The 16,414-nt window shown below is 65.7% G+C and carries 15 protein-coding genes, 1 tRNA gene and 1 pseudogene; 4 read left to right on the top strand and 13 right to left on the bottom strand.

The features are described 5' to 3' along the window. Positions 1–156: 156 nt before the first annotated feature. Entirely contained in the window at positions 157–2,460 is a 2,304-nt protein-coding gene (locus ACJMK0_RS09740) for a protein kinase domain-containing protein (protein ID WP_405237790.1), read from the top strand. Between the two features lie 7 nt (positions 2,461–2,467). Here ACJMK0_RS09740 and ACJMK0_RS09735 read toward each other — a convergent pair whose 3' ends face one another. The 6 genes and pseudogenes from ACJMK0_RS09735 to ACJMK0_RS09710 all read right to left on the bottom strand — a co-directional run. After that, a complete protein-coding gene (locus ACJMK0_RS09735; protein WP_405237788.1) occupies positions 2,468–3,898 on the bottom strand; it encodes an FAD-binding oxidoreductase in 1,431 nt (476 codons plus the stop codon). Next, the gene (gene serA / locus ACJMK0_RS09730; RefSeq protein WP_405237786.1) at positions 3,898–5,127 is read right to left on the bottom strand and encodes a phosphoglycerate dehydrogenase; all 1,230 of its coding nucleotides are present in this window, start codon (positions 5,125–5,127) and stop codon (positions 3,898–3,900) included. The genes ACJMK0_RS09735 and serA overlap by 1 nt, the downstream gene beginning before the upstream one ends. A gap of 73 nt (positions 5,128–5,200) precedes the next feature. Beyond that, a tRNA-Val gene (locus tag ACJMK0_RS09725) sits at positions 5,201–5,276 on the bottom strand. Positions 5,277–5,339: 63 nt separating this feature from the next. Then, positions 5,340–5,636 (bottom strand): helix-turn-helix domain-containing protein, encoded by a 297-nt coding sequence (locus tag ACJMK0_RS09720; RefSeq protein WP_405237784.1) that lies wholly within the window; start codon positions 5,634–5,636, stop codon positions 5,340–5,342. Positions 5,637–5,638: 2 nt separating this feature from the next. After that, positions 5,639–5,920, bottom strand: a complete 282-nt coding sequence (locus ACJMK0_RS09715; RefSeq protein WP_405237782.1) for a type II toxin-antitoxin system mRNA interferase toxin, RelE/StbE family — start codon at positions 5,918–5,920, stop codon at positions 5,639–5,641. 75 nt (positions 5,921–5,995) lie between these two features. Continuing rightward, a pseudogene (locus ACJMK0_RS09710) lies at positions 5,996–6,172 on the bottom strand (type II toxin-antitoxin system VapB family antitoxin); the annotation flags it as partial. Positions 6,173–6,426: 254 nt separating this feature from the next. Between ACJMK0_RS09710 and wecB the strand changes: the two are divergent. Continuing rightward, positions 6,427–7,521 carry a non-hydrolyzing UDP-N-acetylglucosamine 2-epimerase gene (gene wecB, locus ACJMK0_RS09705; RefSeq protein WP_405237780.1) on the top strand — a complete coding sequence of 365 codons (1,095 nt, stop codon included), beginning with the start codon at positions 6,427–6,429 and terminating at the stop codon, positions 7,519–7,521. Positions 7,522–7,529: 8 nt separating this feature from the next. Here wecB and ACJMK0_RS09700 read toward each other — a convergent pair whose 3' ends face one another. After that, positions 7,530–8,837, bottom strand: coding sequence for a glycosyltransferase (locus ACJMK0_RS09700; protein WP_405237778.1), 1,308 nt, complete (start codon positions 8,835–8,837; stop codon positions 7,530–7,532). A 248-nt stretch (positions 8,838–9,085) separates the two neighbouring features. On the opposite strand from ACJMK0_RS09700, the gene ACJMK0_RS09695 reads away from it, so the two are divergent. After that, on the top strand, positions 9,086–9,751 hold the full coding sequence (locus ACJMK0_RS09695; RefSeq protein ID WP_405237776.1) for a PEP-CTERM sorting domain-containing protein: 666 nt from the start codon (positions 9,086–9,088) through the stop codon (positions 9,749–9,751). 220 nt (positions 9,752–9,971) lie between these two features. Further along, positions 9,972–10,991, top strand: coding sequence for a DUF4382 domain-containing protein (locus ACJMK0_RS09690; protein ID WP_405237774.1), 1,020 nt, complete (start codon positions 9,972–9,974; stop codon positions 10,989–10,991). Positions 10,992–11,128: 137 nt separating this feature from the next. Here the strand turns inward: ACJMK0_RS09690 and ACJMK0_RS09685 are convergent, their stop codons facing one another. The 6 genes from ACJMK0_RS09685 to hflK form a co-directional block, all read right to left on the bottom strand. Next, positions 11,129–12,214, bottom strand: coding sequence for a glycosyltransferase family protein (locus ACJMK0_RS09685; RefSeq protein WP_405237772.1), 1,086 nt, complete (start codon positions 12,212–12,214; stop codon positions 11,129–11,131). An 81-nt stretch (positions 12,215–12,295) separates the two neighbouring features. Next, on the bottom strand, positions 12,296–13,651 hold the full coding sequence (locus tag ACJMK0_RS09680) for a phosphohexomutase domain-containing protein (RefSeq protein ID WP_405237770.1): 1,356 nt from the start codon (positions 13,649–13,651) through the stop codon (positions 12,296–12,298). 93 nt (positions 13,652–13,744) lie between these two features. Beyond that, the gene (locus ACJMK0_RS09675) at positions 13,745–13,966 is read right to left on the bottom strand and encodes a hypothetical protein (RefSeq protein ID WP_405237768.1); all 222 of its coding nucleotides are present in this window, start codon (positions 13,964–13,966) and stop codon (positions 13,745–13,747) included. 10 nt (positions 13,967–13,976) lie between these two features. Then, positions 13,977–14,210 (bottom strand): hypothetical protein, encoded by a 234-nt coding sequence (locus ACJMK0_RS09670; RefSeq protein ID WP_405237766.1) that lies wholly within the window; start codon positions 14,208–14,210, stop codon positions 13,977–13,979. A 153-nt stretch (positions 14,211–14,363) separates the two neighbouring features. Further along, positions 14,364–15,305: a protease modulator HflC gene (gene hflC, locus ACJMK0_RS09665; protein ID WP_405237764.1), complete on the bottom strand. Its 942-nt coding sequence runs from the start codon at positions 15,303–15,305 to the stop codon at positions 14,364–14,366. Further along, positions 15,302–16,369 (bottom strand): FtsH protease activity modulator HflK, encoded by a 1,068-nt coding sequence (gene hflK, locus ACJMK0_RS09660; RefSeq protein ID WP_405237762.1) that lies wholly within the window; start codon positions 16,367–16,369, stop codon positions 15,302–15,304. The genes hflC and hflK overlap by 4 nt, the downstream gene beginning before the upstream one ends. Positions 16,370–16,414 lie beyond the last annotated feature (45 nt).

Raw genomic sequence — 16,414 nt, 5'->3', positions numbered from 1 at the left:
TCGGATCCGGCGCCGCCTTGATGGCGCGCATGGCGGCGCGCACGGCGGCGCGCGCCATGGCCGGCGTCGACTAACCTGGCGGGAAAGGCCCCGGAGATTCGATTTAAGATAATAAGAGGGGCTGAATTCGCCGGGAGCAGGCGGGGGAGGACGCGCATGACCGACAAGCGCAAGAGTGACCGGCTGCTGGAAACGGGCGGCGGGCTGGATCTGCTGGCGAACATCTCCGGCATGGACGAGATCGATTTCGTCGGCAGGGAACTCGGCGACTACCGCATCACCGGCCTGATCGGCGCAGGCGGGATGGGGAAGGTCTATCGGGCCAAACGCATCGACGGCAGCTTCGAGCGCGAGGTCGCCATCAAGATCGCACCGGTCGGCGGCTTCGACGAGGACATGCGGCGCCGGTTCCTTCGCGAGCAGAGACTGCTCGCCGAGCTGATCCATCCGAACATCTCCCGGCTCTACGACGCCCAGGTCACGGAACAGCAATGGCCCTACATCGTGATGGAGCTGGTGGACGGTCGGCCGATCGATCGCTACTGCGAGGAGGCCGGCCTTGGCCTCGATGACCGGGTGCGGCTGCTCATCCAGGTGGCCGAGGCGGTGGCCTATGCCAACGCCAGGCTCATCGTGCACCGGGACATCAAGCCCGCGAACGTCCTCGTCGACCGGGAAGGTACGCCGAAGCTGCTGGATTTCGGCATCGCCAGGCTCATCAGCGGCGATATGGATGTGCACACCCGCACCCTCGCCATGACGCCGGGCTATGCCAGCCCCGAACAGCTGCTCGGCCGTCAGGCCAACGTCGCCTCGGACGTCTACCAGCTGGGGCTGCTGATCCATGCCACGCTCACGGGGCAATCGATCAGTGGCGGAGACACCCTGAACGACGCGATCGAGCGGGCGGCGGCCGGCCGGTCGCTGCAGATTCCGGCGTCGTCCCGCAGTGAACTGCCCCGGGAGCTCGTGCTCGTGATCGAGCAATGCCTGAGGCCGGACCCGGACGATCGCTATCCGGACGCCAACGCGCTGAAGGACGACCTGAAGGCTTTCCTCGCCGGATTTCCGGTGCGCGCCGCCGGCATGGGTCCCGCCTACCGGTTCCGCAAGCTGGTGGGACGCAACCGGCCGATGGCTGCGGTCGTGGCCCTTGCGCTGATCTCGATCGTCGGCTCCACCATCTGGTACACGCGAGCCGTTGGCCTGGAGCGCGACGAGGCGCTGCGCCAGACGCGGATGGCGGACGCATCGCTCGACTTTCTGCTCGATGTCTTCGAGGCGGCGGCGCCGGAGAACGCCCAGGGCCGCGAAATCTCGGCCACGGAACTGCTCGATCAGGGTGCCGCGCGCGCCGCCGGGGAAACGATCAACGAGCCCGCGGTGCGGGCGCGCGTGCTGCTTTCCCTCGGCTCGGTGTACAAGAGCCTGGAGCAGCTCGACAAGGCGCAGTCCATGGTCCTGCAGGGGCTGGAAGTGAGCGAGGCAGAATTCGGCGCCGACAGCGCGATGCACCTCCGGCTGCAGGGCATCCTCGGCAACATCCACCGCGAGAAGGGAGACCTTGCCGTGGCCACGCCCCTGCTGGAGCACGTTCTCGAGCGGACCCGGGCGCTGTTCGGGCCGGACGACGAACTTACCCTGGGCGCTCGCGCCAATCTCGCCTCCAGCTATCTCGACGAGGGGCGGCTGGACGAGGCCCTGGGCATGATCCGGGAGATCTACGGCCAGCGCGAGGCGCGGGATCCGGAAGCCGAGAGCACGCTTCGCAGCGCGGTGGCGCTCGTCAACGTATTGCATCGGCTGGGCCGCCACGAGGAGGCGATCGACGTCGGCACCGAAGCGCTCGCACGCGCAGACGCCGCGCTGGGCGAGAACCATCCCGTCTCCATGAGCCTGCTCAACAACATGGCCGCCTCGGTCTACGTGGTCCGCGGAATCGGCGAGGCACTGCCCTACAACGAGGATGTGCTCGCGCGACACCGGGTGGTGTATGGTCCTGACGACTTCCGCACCCTCCGCAAGCAGGCGTTCGTGGGCGCCATGTACGGCGAGCTCGGCGAACTCGAGAAGAGCGAGGCGCTGCAGCGCACCGCCATCGAGAAGATGATCGCGATCCGCGGACCCGACAACGTGCGGATCCTGACAGCCCAGTCCAACCACGCCTCGACCCTCATCACCATGGGCCGGACCGAAGATGCCCTGGAGATCCTGCCCGGGCTGGTGCAGCGTCTCGAGAAGACGCGCGGGCTGGAGAATCCCGCGACGTTCTACACGCAGCTGATCTACGCCAAGGCGCTCATCGAGAGCGACGCCCCGGGGGCGGTGGATTATGCGCTCGAGCTGCGAGAGCGATTCGCCGGCACGCTCGGGGAAGAGCACCACTGGTACGGCGAACTGGTGGAGTTGCTGCCTGCCGCGCTGCAGGGAAAACCGGAGACCGCGGCGTCTTCCGACTGAGCTCCGGCTACAGCACCTTCCCGGGATTCATCAGCCCCTTCGGATCCAGCGCCGCCTTGATGGCCCGCATGGCCGCCAGCGCCTCCGGATCCTTGTAGGTGGCCAGCTCGCCCTTCTTCAGCTTGCCGACGCCGTGCTCGGCGCTGAAGCTGCCGCCGAGCTCCGCGGCGAGGTCGTGGACGCATTTCGACAGCGCCGGGCCGTGCTCGCGCTTGAATGCCTCGGCGTCCTCGCCGGCGGGCGCCAGCAGGTTGTAGTGCAGGTTGCCGTCGCCGATGTGGCCGTAGATGGAATAACGGCACTCTGCAATATCCGCCAGGCGTTTCGGCGCCTCGGCCAGGTACTCGGGGATGCGGTCGATGGTGACGGAGACGTCGTGCTTCACCGAGCCGCCCTCGTGCTTCTCCGACTCGGGGATGGACTCGCGCAGCCGCCAGAGCTGCTCGCGCTGCTGGCCGGACTCGGCGATGACGCCGTCGGTGATTTCGCCCTCCTCCATCCCGGTCATGAGGATGGCCTCGCTGACCTCGCGCAGCTGCTCCTCGCTCTGGCCGGAGGAGAGCTCCAGCAGCACGTAATGATCGTGGGGTTCGTCCAGGGGATCGACCAGGCCGTCGGCGTGCCGGAAGGCGAGTTCCAGCGACGGCCGGGTGACGTATTCGAAGGAGGTGACGCAGTCGCCGCTCTCCCGCCGGGCCCGGCCGAGCAGCCGGCAGGCGGCCTCGGCATCGGCCACCGCCAGCCAGGCGGTCTGGCGCGACCTGGGCTGGGGGAAGAGCTTCAGCGTGGCGGCGGTGATGATGCCCAGCGTGCCCTCGGCGCCGCAGAACAGCGACTTCAGGTCGAAGCCGGTGTTGTCCTTACGGAGGCCGGTGAGGCCGCGGATGATACGACCGTCCGGCAGCACCACCTCGAGGCCCAGGCAGAGCTCCCGGCCGGTGCCGTAGCGGAGCACCGCCAGGCCGCCCGCGTTGGTGGCCAGCACGCCGCCGATCTCGGCGCTGCCCTCGGAGGCCATGCTCAGGGGAAAAAGCAGGTCGTGCTCGGCCGCGGTTGCCTGGGCATTCGCCAGCACTACGCCGGCTTCTGCCGTCATCGTGAAGCCAACGGGGTCGATCGTGCGTACTCCGTTCATGCGCGAGAGGGAGATGAGCACCTGTCCCTCGGCGTCGTCCGGCGTGGCGCCGCCGCAGTAGCCGGTGTTGCCGCCCTGGGGCACGATGCCGAGCCCGGCCTGGTAGCAGGTGGCCATGACCTCGGCCACCTCGGCGGTGTTGGCGGGGCGCACGATGAGGGCGGCCTCGCCGCGGTAGAGGCGGCGCTCGTCGATGAGGTAGCCCTCGGCGGCCGCTTCGTCCACCAGGCCCTTCGGGCCGACGATCTCGCGGATGCGGTCCAGGGCCTGTTGGCGCTGGTCGTTGGTGCCGGCCTCGCTCATCAGTGCAGCAGGCGGGCACGGATGGTGCCCTCGATGCCCTTCAACCGATCGACCAGCGGCCGGGCGTCGTCCAGCTCCACATCCATGACCACGTAGCCGATGCGGGGCGAGGTCTGCAGGTACTGGGCGGCGATGTTCACGCCCTCATCCGAGAAGATGTGGTTGATCTTCTCCAGCACGCCGGGGACGTTGCGGTGCACGTGCAGGATGCGCCGGTAGTCGACATTGTAGGGCAGTGAAACCTGGGGGAAATTCACGGCCTGGGTGGTGGAGCCGTTGTCCGAATACTTGATCAGCTTGCCGGCCACCTCCAGCGCGATGTTCTCCTGTGCCTCCTGGGTGCTGCCGCCGATGTGGGGCGTGAGCACCACGTTGTCGAACCTCGCGAGCGGCGAGACGAAGGGGTCGGTGTTCGACTTCGGCTCCTCCGGGAAGACGTCGACGGCGGCGCCGGCCAGGCGGCCGGATTCCAGCGCCGCGACCAGCGCGTCGATGTCCACGACGCTGCCCCGGGAGGCGTTGATGAGGTGGGCGCCCTCCTTCATGGTCTCGAGCTCGCCGGCGCCGATCATGCGGCGGGTCTCCGGCGTCTCGGGCACGTGCAGGCTGACGACGTCGGCCTCGGCGAGCAGGTCCGACAGGTGGCCACGGGAGGAGGCGTTTCCCAGCGGCAGCTTGTTCTCGATGTCGTAGTAGATGACCTGCATGCCGAGTGCCTCGGCCATGATGCCCAGCTGGCTGCCGATGTGGCCGTAGCCCACGATGCCGAGTTTCTTGCCGCGGATTTCGTAGGAGTCGGCCGCGGTCTTGGCCCACTCGCCGCGGTGGGCGGCGGCGTTCTTGGCCGGGATGCCCCGGAGCAGGAACACGACTTCCGCCAGCACCAGCTCGGCCACGCTGCGGGTATTGGAAAACGGCGCGTTGAACACCGGCACGCCTTTCAGCTCGGCGGCCTCGAGATCCACCTGGTTGGTGCCGATGCAGAAGCAGCCGACTGCCGCGAGCTTGTCGGCCGCGGCCAGCACGTCGGCGGTGAGCTGGGTGCGGGAGCGGATGCCCACGAAGTGGACGTCGGCGATGGCCTGCTTGAGGTCGTCGCCGGTCAGCGAGCCGCTGACGGACTCGACGTTGGTGTAACCGGCCTCGCGCAATGCCTCACGGGCGACCGGATGGACCCCTTCCAGCAACAGGAAGCGGATGCGGTCTTTCGACAGCGACAATCGGGTCATAGGGGCCCTTGTCAAAGTGCCGATCCAGCGTGCCGGTCGGAATGCCGGCGGCTGGCCCGTCACCGTGGTGGACTGGTGGGCGATGCAAGGATCGAACTTGCGACCTCCGCAATGTGACTGCGGCGCTCTCCCAGCTGAGCTAATCGCCCGCCCGAGGGATGGCAATAATACAGGAAAATGATTTTATGTAGGAGGGGATTGTAGGAGGGGATTTATCCCCGATTCCCTGAATCAATCGGGCCTGAAGACCCTCCTACTGCTTCTCGCGCCGTGTCCCAGCCCGGGAAGACCAGGACCGCGGGGTGGCAGCGCAGGGCCCGGGCCAGCGTCTTCGCGCGCTCGACGCCCAGCCGGACGCGCCCGTTTTCGATGGCCGATATCGTCCCCTGGGGGATTCCGGAGAGTTCTGCCAGTTCGTTCTGGCTCAGCTCCTGGAGTTCGCGCAGGATACGCAGCGATTCTCCAGGGGAGACATCGATATGCTGTCTGGCGGCGACGAAATCTTTCATGGTCACTTCCTGCGGTAATCGTGTGGGGTCAGATCCACGACGAGAACCAGGATCCGGTCGCGGTCGACGCGGTAGATCACTCGATACTGATTGTTCAGGCGCGACGATCGATGTCCCTTCCACTGCCCGGTGAGGCTCTCATCCCGGAAGCCGCGGATGACCCGCAACCCTTCCGGACCGGATAGCGAGACGATGTCCTTCCATTTTTCGTAGCGCTTGAGAATCTCTTCCGGCAGCTTCGGAGCGCGACGGCCGATCCTTCGATGCTCGAGCACCCGCCACATGTCTTATTTAGTATACATACTATTTATGGTATGGCAAGACAAATTCGATGCTTGCGACCGGCCGGGCCTGGAGGCCCTCCTACCCGCGGCGCCGACGGACGGGGCGCAGCTGCGGCTGGCCAGGCGGCGTGTGCTTTCGCGCTCGATGAGCGCCCGCAGGCCTTCGTTCACCAGGGCCGCCGTGTCCTCCACACCTGTGATCCTGCGGGCCTCCGCTACCAAGTCGTCGTCGATGTTCAGCGTCATGCGCATGATGATCTCGCGTCGTCGTTTTCGGTGCTTGAACAGTATCGTCGTTCGATACCCATATTTGAAGAATGTCGCAGGATCTGCCGGGCGGCAGCATGAGTCGGCAATTGTTTGCGCAATGCTAATCCCGGGCGGCCGTCACATCGGGCGCCCCCCCTCTCTGCTATCCTTCGCCGCGAAATCTCATGTAGGAGGGGATTTATCCCCGACCCATTACGCAATCGGGCCTGAAGGCCCTCCTACCGGCAGGAAAATCAATGAAAACCGTCCATCTCATCGCCGCGGCGCGGCCGAATTTCATGAAGGTGGCGCCGCTGTACCACGCGCTGGCCGCCACCGACTGGTGCACCCCGCAGATCGTGCACACCGGCCAGCACTACGACTACAACATGTCGGATGCCTTCTTCCGCGACCTCGGCCTGCCCAAGCCGCACCATCACCTGGGCGTCGGCTCGGGCTCCCACGCCGAGCAGACCGGCGGCGTCATGATCGCCTACGAGAAGGTGTGTCTGGCCGAGAAGCCGGACGCCATCATTGTGGTGGGCGACGTCAACTCCACCGCCGCCTGCGCGATGGTGGGCACGAAGCTCTGGATCCCGGTGGTGCACCTCGAGGCGGGACTGCGCAGCCGGGACCGGCGCATGCCGGAGGAGATCAACCGGCTGGTGACCGATGCCATCGCCGATCTGCTCTGGACCCCGTCAGCCGACGCCGACGAAAACCTGCAGGCCGAGGGCGTGCCGGCGGAGAAGATCGATCTCATCGGCAACATCATGATCGACTCGTTCGAGCTGTTGCGGGACAAGATCGAGGCGTCGACGGCGCGCAAGGACCTGGGGCTGGACGGCGAGGACTACGCCATCGTCACCCTCCACCGCCCGTCCAACGTGGACGCGAAGGCGACGCTGGAACCGCTGGTCGGCGCGCTCACCACGGCGGCGCAGTCCCTGAAACTCGCCTTCGTGGCCCATCCGCGCACGACCAAGAGCCTGGAGCGGCACGGGCTGAAGGACGCGCTGGAGCAGGTGGAGAACATCCAGCTGCTGGAGCCGATCCCCTACATCGATTTCATGAACGTGGTCACCGGCGCGAAGCTGGCCATCACCGACTCCGGCGGGCTGCAGGAGGAGACCACCTATCTCGGCATCCCCTGCCTCACGCTCCGGGAGAACACGGAGCGGCCGGTGACGGTGACGATGGGGACCAACGAGTTGATCAACGCCGCCACCCTGGCCGACAGCGTGGCGAAGATCATGGCCGGCGAGTGGAAGACCGGCGAGCGGCCGCCGCTGTGGGACGGGGAGACCGCGGGCCGTGCGGCAGACAGCCTGAAGCGCTTCCTGAACGTGTAGGAGGGCCTTCAGGCCCGATTGTTTAACGGATCGGGGCTAAAGCCCCTCCTACCCGTTCTTGCCGGGCCGGTGCGGACCGCGCCGTCGAGAATTTCTGCCAACCGGCCGGCCTGGTGCCAGCGATCGTAGCGGGTGACCATCGCCGGATCAGGACGGCGTTCGGTACCGGCGTCCAGGTCCGCCAGCAGGCGCCTGAGTTGCTCTGCGATCTCCACCGGTGACTCCAGATCCGCGTAGTACGGAATCCCGGCGCCCTCCATCAGGCGCCGGGATTCGCTCTCGCTCGAGGCCAGCGTGACGACCGGCCGTCCCGCGCGCAGATACTCGTACGCTTTCGCCGGGATCTGCCTTTCGAAACGCCGGCCCTGCATCAGCAGCAGCACATTGGCTTCCTGCATCTCCCGCACGGCTTCGGCATGGGTCACTGTCGGACCGGTGCGCACGTGGTCGGCAACGCCGTGGCGCTCCGCCATGCGGCGGATGAATCCCTCGTCACCGGGCGCACGGAACATGACCGAGAAGTCCTTGCCGTCCAGCTCGCCGTGCCGCTTCAGCTCGGCGATCGCGGCGAGCAGCGGGCCGGGATTGCGCTCCTCCGGGTAGAGATAGCCGCTGTGCAGCAGGCGTACCGATCCATGCGGAGCAGGCGCAGCCGGTCCCGCTGCGCGAAAATCCGCTTCATCGTAGCCGTTCGGCAGCAGGAGCCAGTTCGAATCATCCAGGTGGGGATAGCGGCTTCGGTACAGCTCCCGCGAACTCTCCGTGGTGAAGACGGCGGTGTCGCTGTCGTGGAGGACCAGGTGCTCGATCAGCCGATACAGAAAACGCTTTAAGCGGCCGGCCGGATAATCCGCATCCGTCATCCAGTCGCGGAAGTCGGCAACCCATGGCAGGCCTACAGCCCGCGAAAGCGTGCGAGCGATGAGATGAGCCGTTGCCACCGGGTAGGTCGACCAGACGGCCGCCGGTTGATATTCGTCGATGATCTGCAGTCCCTTGCGGACGCCGGACGGCCACCAGCTGACCCAGCGATCCGGCAGCGCCAGCATGCCGGGATGGCGGCCGAGAAATGCCAGATGCCGCGCGGTATCCAGACAGAAACTGCGGTAGACGGGCACATCCGCCGGCACTTCCTCGAGGCCGCAGCCGGAGGTCTTCACGTAGGCACGAGGCTCGACGGTGAGCACCACGGGCTGCCAGCCGTGGTCGCGAAGGTAGCGGCAGAATTTGAGCGTGCGATGGAGGCCGCTGCTGCCCACGAAAGGCGGAAAGTGGTACGCGACCATCAGGACCGTGGATTTGCCGTTCGACCTCATCGTGGAGACTCCTTTCCCGTCGAAATTCCTGGTCGCGTGCGGAAAGAAGGCTAACAGTCGCGTCGGTCAGGAAAAAGCAGCACTTTTGGAAACGTTAATAAGGCTGGAGTTGAGAACCCGTTGTCGGGAATCCTTACAGAATGGCTTTCGCCCGAGCCGGCACTATTGGACAAAGCCCTGATTTTTATTGGACTTTCTGACCCGGCACGATGCTTGCTTATATAGACCATCAACAGCAAGGCACATCCATGGAGCTGATCGTGAAAATTCGCCCGCTGATTCTGACCACCGCACTCGCTCTCGCCTCCGCAGGCGCGGTTCAGGCCGACATCATCGACTATGACAATGACCCGTCAGACTTCATCGATGCGACCGGTGCGGAAACGCTGACCGGCGCTCTGCCGGACTTCGGCAGCACGAGCCAGGGCACGTCCATCACGCTTGGCGATGCCACAGTCACCGCCGACAACGCGCTTTTCGTCGGCAGCTACTACACCTCCGAGCGCAATTCGATCGCCATCAGCGGACCGGAGAACCTGGAAATCGCCATCAACGTGGGTGAATCGACCTCGTTCGGATTCTGGTTCATGGAGCCGATCGAGAGCACGGGACGTCTCGATGGATGCAACTGGTCCAGCTGCACCGATTCGATCTTCGAGATCGGCTTCTACCTGGACGGCAGCTTGATGGGATCGACCACTTTCAATGGCGCGAACGACGATTGGCGCTTCTACGGCATCACCCCCGGTTACATCTTCGATGAGATTCGCTTTGCGGAAACCACCGGTTCAGCCGACAACGAGTTCTTCGGTGAAATGTACGTGGCGAAGGTGCCGGAGCCCGGCACGCTGGCGCTGCTGGGTATCGGTCTCGTCGGAGCTGGTTTCGCTCGCAGGCGGAAGAAAGCGGAATAATCGCTCGCCGCCTGCCTGCTAAAGCCCCGCCCAGTGCGGGGCTTTTTTTATGTAGGAGGGGATTTATCCCCGATTCCATGCCCAATCGGGCCTGAAGGCCCTCCTACATTGAGCTTGAAGGGACTAATTGTCCCATATACGATCAACTGTGACGCGGTTCACAGTTCGCGCCACGTGCGAACCCACACAATCCCGCCAAAGTCATCCGACGGAGGCCACCATGTTCACAGATCGATCTCCCCGACTCATCGGCGCAATCGCCTGCTCGGCGCTCCTCGCCGCCGGCTGCGGCGGCAGCAGCGGCGATTCCGCCGCCACCGGCAATCTCACCCTCGGCCTCACGGACGGGCCGGTCGAGAGCGCGGATGCGGTCGTGGTGCAGTTCACCGGCATCGAGGTGAAGCCGGCGGACGGTCCGGCGCTCGATCCGTTCATCCTGGACGAGGACTCCTGCGATACCTGGGATGCCGCCACCGAGACCTGTTCCATCGACCTGCTGGACCTCGTCGGCACGAACCGCCGGGTGGTCTTCAGCGAGGAACTGCCCGCCGGCGACTACGCCTGGGTGCGCTTGCTGGTCAACGCCGAGCGCAATGTCATGGACTCGTACCTGACGACCACCGACGGCATGGACTGCCCTCTGTACATCCCGAGCGGTTCCGAACGCGGCCTGCAGATCGTGAGCGGCATCACCGTGACGGCCAACGGAGCCTCCGACTACACGCTCGATTTCGATGTCCGCAAGTCCATCACGAATCCGCCGGGCCTCGCGGGCTCCGCCATGGACATGTGCAACGAGAATTACGTGCTGAAGCCGGCCATCCGCATCGTCGACACGACCGAGGTGGGAGCCATCGCCGGCACCGTGGACGACAGCACCGACTCCGCGCTGGCGCAGAGCTGCACGGCCGACGAAGCCACCGGCCTGTACGAGAACGTGGCGGTCTATGTCTTCGAGGATCCGAACGAGGACGCGACACCCGACGACATCGACGGAGACGATGGCGACCCGGTGACCACAGCCACGGTCGCATGGAATGATGTCGACGAGGTGTACGAGTACGAGGCGGGCTTCCTGCTGGCGGGCACCTACCGGGTGGCGCTCACGTGCAGCGCCGACGCGGACCTGCCCGACAGCGACGAGTACGACCCTGCCTCGGAGGACCCCCAGGAGTTCGGCTTCATCGCCGATCAACTGGTTGAGGTGCAGGTGGACGCGACGGCGGACGGCTCATTCTAAAAGTCACCCCCTGTAGGAGGGCCTTCAGGCCCGACCGAACGCTGGTGGCCCGACCGAACGCTGGTGGCACAACCGAACACCATCTGGTCGCGGCTGAGGGCCCGGTCGCGGCTGAAGCCGCTCCTACAGGGTGGACTTTATACCCAAGAATCCAGGATCCTGGCCGCCGTCGCACCGGCCGGGTCCGGCTCGATTTCTCGCCACTCGGAGCCGCCGGTGAGCGCGCCATCCAGGACCGCTTCCCACTCCCCCGAGAAGAAGGTCTCGAGGGTCGCCACCGAGCAACGCCCGGACCGCTGCATCTCGGCAATCAGACACGGCGTCTCGCGGAAGCCCGGCCGTTCGAGCATCGCGAACGGCACGCGGTGGGTCAGGCACTCCGACGCCAGACCGTAGCCCGGCTTCCCGATGACGACGTCCGCCGCGGCAATAAGGTCCGGCATGCCCAGACCTCTCGGCAGCGAATGCCCGAGCCGCAGGCACGGTGCGTCCGCCGTGATCGGCAGATCCCCGACCGTCACGAGCTGAAAGTCACCGGGCTTCGCCTGGATGGCCGGCCATTCATCGGCCGTCCACCCGCCGGGACAGACTACCGCGAGCCTGCCGGGCCCGAGTTGCAGCATCTCGCGGACCCTGGCCGGTGGCGTAACGGCGCGCCGCGCTATCAGGGGCGCCGGCTCGCTCCGCGGGAAACTGCTCGTCTCGGGGCCGAACGGCAATCGCAGCTGGCAAGTGCCCAACCCATAGGCCTCTCGCAGCGTCTCGACCATCCAGCCGTCCTCCGTCCCGCACCAGGGCTCCAGTATCCAGTCCCAGGTGAAGTTGGACACGCCGATGGCCGGGATGCCGAACTCGCTCGCCGCCCGGACGGCCAGGGCCGATATATCGCTCACCACCAGGTCGACCCCGTTCGCCCGAAGAAACTCGCGTTCCTGCTCGAGACTCTCGGGAAACTCCTCAAGAAATCCCCGGTAAGCGTCCAGGGTGGACGGCACGTCCACCTCGAAGCAATTGCGCTGCATCGCGCCGGGCTCGTAGTCCTGCCGGCGCCAGACGACCGGAAAATCCAGCTGCTCGCGGATCCAGGGCGAGTCGATGGTGGTCGATGCGTGGATGGTGCAGGACGGCCGGAGCCGGTGGAGGGCCCGCATCAGCGCGAGCGAGCGGGTCAGGTGCCCCAGCCCGTGAGACGTGATGGCGAAATGGATGGCGAGGTTCGACATGCCGTGCTTGTAGGAGGGGCTTTAGCCCCGACCCATTAAACAATCGGGCCTGAAGGCCCTCCTACATCCCCATCCGGCCGATCAGAGCGAATCCAGCAGATTCAGTATCTCCGCCGTCTTCCGCTCCATCAGCCCGCGGTCGCCGCGGCTCTCCACGTTCAGCCGCACGACCGGCTCGGTGTTGGAGGCCCGCAGATTGAAGCGCCAGTTCTCGAACTCGAAGCCGATGCCGTCGGTCTCGTCCACCGAGAGCGCCTGGTCTTCGTAGCGCTCGCGCACGGCTGCGAAAGCGGCGTCCGTGCCCGAAATCTCCCGGTTGATCTCGCCGCTGGCCGGGTAGGCGGCGATGCGCTCGGCCACCAGTTCGGAGAGCGGCTTGCCCTGCCGGCTCATGATCTCGGCCACCAGCAGCCAGGGGATCATGCCGGAGTCGCTGAAGGCGAAGTCGCGGAAGAAGTGGTGCGCGCTCATCTCGCCGCCGTAGATGGCGTCTTCGCGGCGCATGGTCTCCTTCATGAAGGCGTGGCCGCTCTTCGACTGGATGGGGATGCCGCCGGCCTCCTCGACCATGGCGATGGTATTCCAGGTGAGGCGCGGGTCGTGGACGATCTTCTCGCCCGGCTGCTTGACCAGCATGGAGATGGCGAGCAGGCCGACGATGTAGTAGCCCTCGATGAAGCCGCCGTTCTCGTCGAACAGGAAGCAGCGGTCGTAGTCGCCGTCCCAGGCGATGGCGAAATCGGCGCCGTGCTCGCGGATGGCGTCGATGGTGACGTCCCGGTTCTCCGGCAGCAGCGGGTTCGGGACGCCGTTCGGGAACGTGCCGTCCGGCTCGTGATGGATCTTGATGAACTCGAACGGCAGGTGCGGCTCGAGGGCGTCGATAACCGGGCCCGCACCGCCGTTGCCGGCGTTCACCACCACCTTGTAGGGCTTCAGCGCAGAGACGTCCACATAGCTCAGCAGCTTCTCGACGTAGGCCGGCCAGATGTCGTGCTCGGCTCGCGTGCCCCACTCCCGCGGCTCGTAGCGCTCGTCCTTCTCCGCCAGGCGGCGGATGTCGGCAAGGCCGGTGTCCGCGCTGATGGGCTTGGACTCCTCGCGCACGAACTTCATACCGTTGTAGTCGGCCGGGTTGTGGCTGGCCGTGATCATGATGCCGCCGTGGGCGTCCAGCGCCTCGGTGGCGAAGTAGACGAGCTCGGTGCCGCCGACGCCCACGTCGATGACGTCCGCGCCACCCTGCATGAGGCCCTTTGCAATGGCGTCGGCCATCTCCGGGCTGGAGAGCCGGATGTCGCGACCGATGACCACCTTCTCCGCCTTCAGGAACTCGGCCGTGGCGTTGCCGATGCGGTAGGCGATGTCGGCGTTCAGCTGGCCGGGGATCTGGCCGCGGACGTCGTAGGCCTTGAAGCAGGTGATCTCGATGGGCATGGAGGGGTCCTTCAGCTATTGACCATGTAGGAGGGCCTTCAGGCCCGACCCATTATAAGAAAATCGGGCCTGAAGGCCCTCCTACGTGTTTGGTCAGGCTGCCTCGACCAAGGCAGCCCGGGTCTCTTCCGGAAGATCCGCCTCGACGAAGCACCGGGAAGGATAAAGGTAATCCTCACCGGACTCGTCAATGATGCGGATATGATCGCGCTGCTCGGCGGCCCCGTCCGGCACCACCTCATAGAGTTTCCGCCGCTCGAGCGAGACCGGGTAATCCCGGTTGTCTATGCAGATTACGAATCTCGTGGAGTTCATGTTCCGGTTCTCAATCGAGGAATTGCTTGATCTTGAACTCTCTCCTGCCGATTCCGGCTGCCTCGTACCAGTGTATCTCAGCACGGTGAAGCGAGCCATCTGCTAGTCGGACCATCGCGATGCCTTTTCGCTTTCGCCAGCGGCCTTTGCCGTGAATCCGCTGCAGCCGGCCTAGCTCGCGGATGCCGCGTCCTGCGGCGAACGTTCTTGCGTTCTCAATCTTGCCCAGGATCCGGAATTCCACCGCCAGCCTCCGAATCGTTATCCGTCTGGCTGGCGATGGTCTCAATCGGCGTGGGCTGCTGCCGCCGGCCTTTCGACCCCCGTTGTCGAGATTCTGGTTGTAGGAGGGGCTTTAGCCCCGATCCATTATAAACAATCGGGCCTGAAGGCCCTCCTACTGAGAATCCTCCAGATAGCGGAAGAAGTCCGAGTCGGCCCTGAGCATCAGCGTGCTGTTCTCGCCCAGCGCGCGGTAGCTCTCCAGCGTGCGAAAGAAGGCGTAGAACTCCGGATCGGCGCCAAAGGCCTCGCCGTAGATGCGGGTGGCTTCGGCGTCGGCGTTGCCGCGGATCTCCTCGGCCTCGCGGGCGGCCTCGGACTGGATGCGCTGCAGCTCGCGCTGCATCTCGCCGAGTATCTCCTGGGCGCGGCCCTGGCCTTCCGCGCGGAAGCGTTCCGCAATCGACTGGCGCTCGGCGATCATGCGGGCCTCCACCTGGCGGCGGACGGACTCGATGTAGTTCACGCGCTTCACGCGCACGTCCGCCAGCTCGATGCCGAGCTCCGGCATCAGCCGCCGGGCGCGGGTGAGGATCTCCTCCTCCAGCAGCTCGCGGCCGAGTTTCGGCTTCTGCTGCAGGTCCACGTCGTCGCGCTGGGCCAGCGCCGGGTCATCGTCCTCCAGCGCCTCCATGTCCACTTCCCAGTCCCGGGAGCGGATGATCTCCTCCAGCTGGGTGGAGGAGACCATGTCGCGCACGACGGAATCCACGATATCGTCCAGCCGGGTACGGGCGCCGAGTTCGTCGCGCACGCTCCTCAGGAACTGGAGCGGATCGGCGATGCGCCAGCGTGCCGTCGTGTCCACCAGGATGAACTCGCGGCCCAGCGTCGGGATCTGGGTGACGTCGCCGTCCCAGCTCAGCAGACGCTTGTCGAAATAGCGCACGTTCTGCCAGGGCATCTTCACGTGCAGGCCGGGCTCGGTGACGACGTCGCCGATGGGCTCGCCGAACTGCACGATGATGGCCTGCTCGGCCTCGTCCACGATATAGAACATCGTAAAGGCGGCCACGGCGAGTACGAGCGCGGCGCCCGCTGCAATCACGGTCTTCATTCGTCACCTCCCGTGCGCGGCGCGCGGTTGCGATTGACGTCCAGCAACGGCAGCGGCCCCACCTGCTCGTCCTGCACCACCAGCACCTGGCCGATGGTCGGCAGCACCTCGTTCAGCGTCTCCAGATACAGCCGCGAGCGCGTCACCTCCGGCGCCTCCCGGTACTCATCCAGCACCGCGGTGAAACGCACGCTCTCGCCGAGCGCCCGGTTCACCCGCTCGGTGGCATAACCTTCCGCCACCGCGACGGTGCGGATGGCCGCACCCTCGGCCCGCGGAATCTCCTGGTTCACCCGCTTCTGCGCCTCGTTGATCATGCGCTCGCGCTCCTGGCGCGCCTCGTTCACCTCGTTGAACGCCGGCTGCACCGCGCGCGGCGGCACCACGTCCTGCAGCTCCACCGTAATGATGTAGATGCCCGAGTCGTAGCGGTCCATGATCTGCTGGATCTCGTCGCGGCCCTGGGACTGGATATCCACACGCCCGACGGTCAGCACATCCGAGCCCAGCCGGTTCCCCACCACCCGGCGCATCACCGACTCGGAGATGTCGCGCAGCGTTCGTGTGGGCTCGCGCAGCTCGTACAGGAACTTGATGGGGTCGTTGATGCGGTACTGCACCACCCACTCGACGTTGATGATATTCAGGTCGCCGGTCAGCATCGCGGACTCGTTGTCGAACTCGCGCTCGCTGTACTGGGTGGGGCCCTGCTCGCGCACTTCCTGCGAGCGGAAGCCAAACTCCTGCTTCAGCACCCGCTCGGTGGCCACGAACTGGGTCTGGTCGATGCCGAAGGGCAGCTTGAAGTGGAGGCCGGGATCGGAAATTCCGATGACGTCGCCGAAGCGCTTCACCACCGCGCGCTGCTCGGGCTGCACCGTATAGAACGAGGTCATCGCCCCCCAGGCCAGCAGCAGGACGACGATGCCAATGATGATCGGCTGCGACGACGGCCCGCCGCCACCGCCGCCGCCCGCGGATTTCAGGCGGTTGATGATGTCGGAAATGTCGGACGGCCCGTCACCGCCGCGTCCCTTGCCGTTCGAGTCGACCACTCGGATCATGTCTCGCTCCCTGAAGAATCAGGGGGAGAGTGTACGGGTTTTGGA

Origin of the sequence: Lentisalinibacter orientalis, from assembly GCF_040706535.1 — a bacterium.
GTDB lineage: Bacteria > Pseudomonadota > Gammaproteobacteria > Steroidobacterales > Woeseiaceae > Lentisalinibacter > Lentisalinibacter orientalis.
Note: the sequence above shows the minus strand (reverse complement) of the source record. Positions and strands in the feature narration are given on the sequence as shown.

Coding starts and splice junctions, on each gene's coding strand:
- ACJMK0_RS09740 (WP_405237790.1), top strand. CDS start 157: ATGACCGACAAGCGCAAGAGTGACCGGCTGCTGGAAACGGGCGGCGGG.
- ACJMK0_RS09735 (WP_405237788.1), bottom strand. CDS start 3,898: ATGAGCGAGGCCGGCACCAACGACCAGCGCCAACAGGCCCTGGACCGC.
- serA (WP_405237786.1), bottom strand. CDS start 5,127: ATGACCCGATTGTCGCTGTCGAAAGACCGCATCCGCTTCCTGTTGCTG.
- ACJMK0_RS09720 (WP_405237784.1), bottom strand. CDS start 5,636: ATGAAAGATTTCGTCGCCGCCAGACAGCATATCGATGTCTCCCCTGGA.
- ACJMK0_RS09715 (WP_405237782.1), bottom strand. CDS start 5,920: ATGTGGCGGGTGCTCGAGCATCGAAGGATCGGCCGTCGCGCTCCGAAG.
- wecB (WP_405237780.1), top strand. CDS start 6,427: ATGAAAACCGTCCATCTCATCGCCGCGGCGCGGCCGAATTTCATGAAG.
- ACJMK0_RS09700 (WP_405237778.1), bottom strand. CDS start 8,837: ATGAGGTCGAACGGCAAATCCACGGTCCTGATGGTCGCGTACCACTTT.
- ACJMK0_RS09695 (WP_405237776.1), top strand. CDS start 9,086: ATGGAGCTGATCGTGAAAATTCGCCCGCTGATTCTGACCACCGCACTC.
- ACJMK0_RS09690 (WP_405237774.1), top strand. CDS start 9,972: ATGTTCACAGATCGATCTCCCCGACTCATCGGCGCAATCGCCTGCTCG.
- ACJMK0_RS09685 (WP_405237772.1), bottom strand. CDS start 12,214: ATGTCGAACCTCGCCATCCATTTCGCCATCACGTCTCACGGGCTGGGG.
- ACJMK0_RS09680 (WP_405237770.1), bottom strand. CDS start 13,651: ATGCCCATCGAGATCACCTGCTTCAAGGCCTACGACGTCCGCGGCCAG.
- ACJMK0_RS09675 (WP_405237768.1), bottom strand. CDS start 13,966: ATGAACTCCACGAGATTCGTAATCTGCATAGACAACCGGGATTACCCG.
- hflC (WP_405237764.1), bottom strand. CDS start 15,305: ATGAAGACCGTGATTGCAGCGGGCGCCGCGCTCGTACTCGCCGTGGCC.
- hflK (WP_405237762.1), bottom strand. CDS start 16,369: ATGATCCGAGTGGTCGACTCGAACGGCAAGGGACGCGGCGGTGACGGG.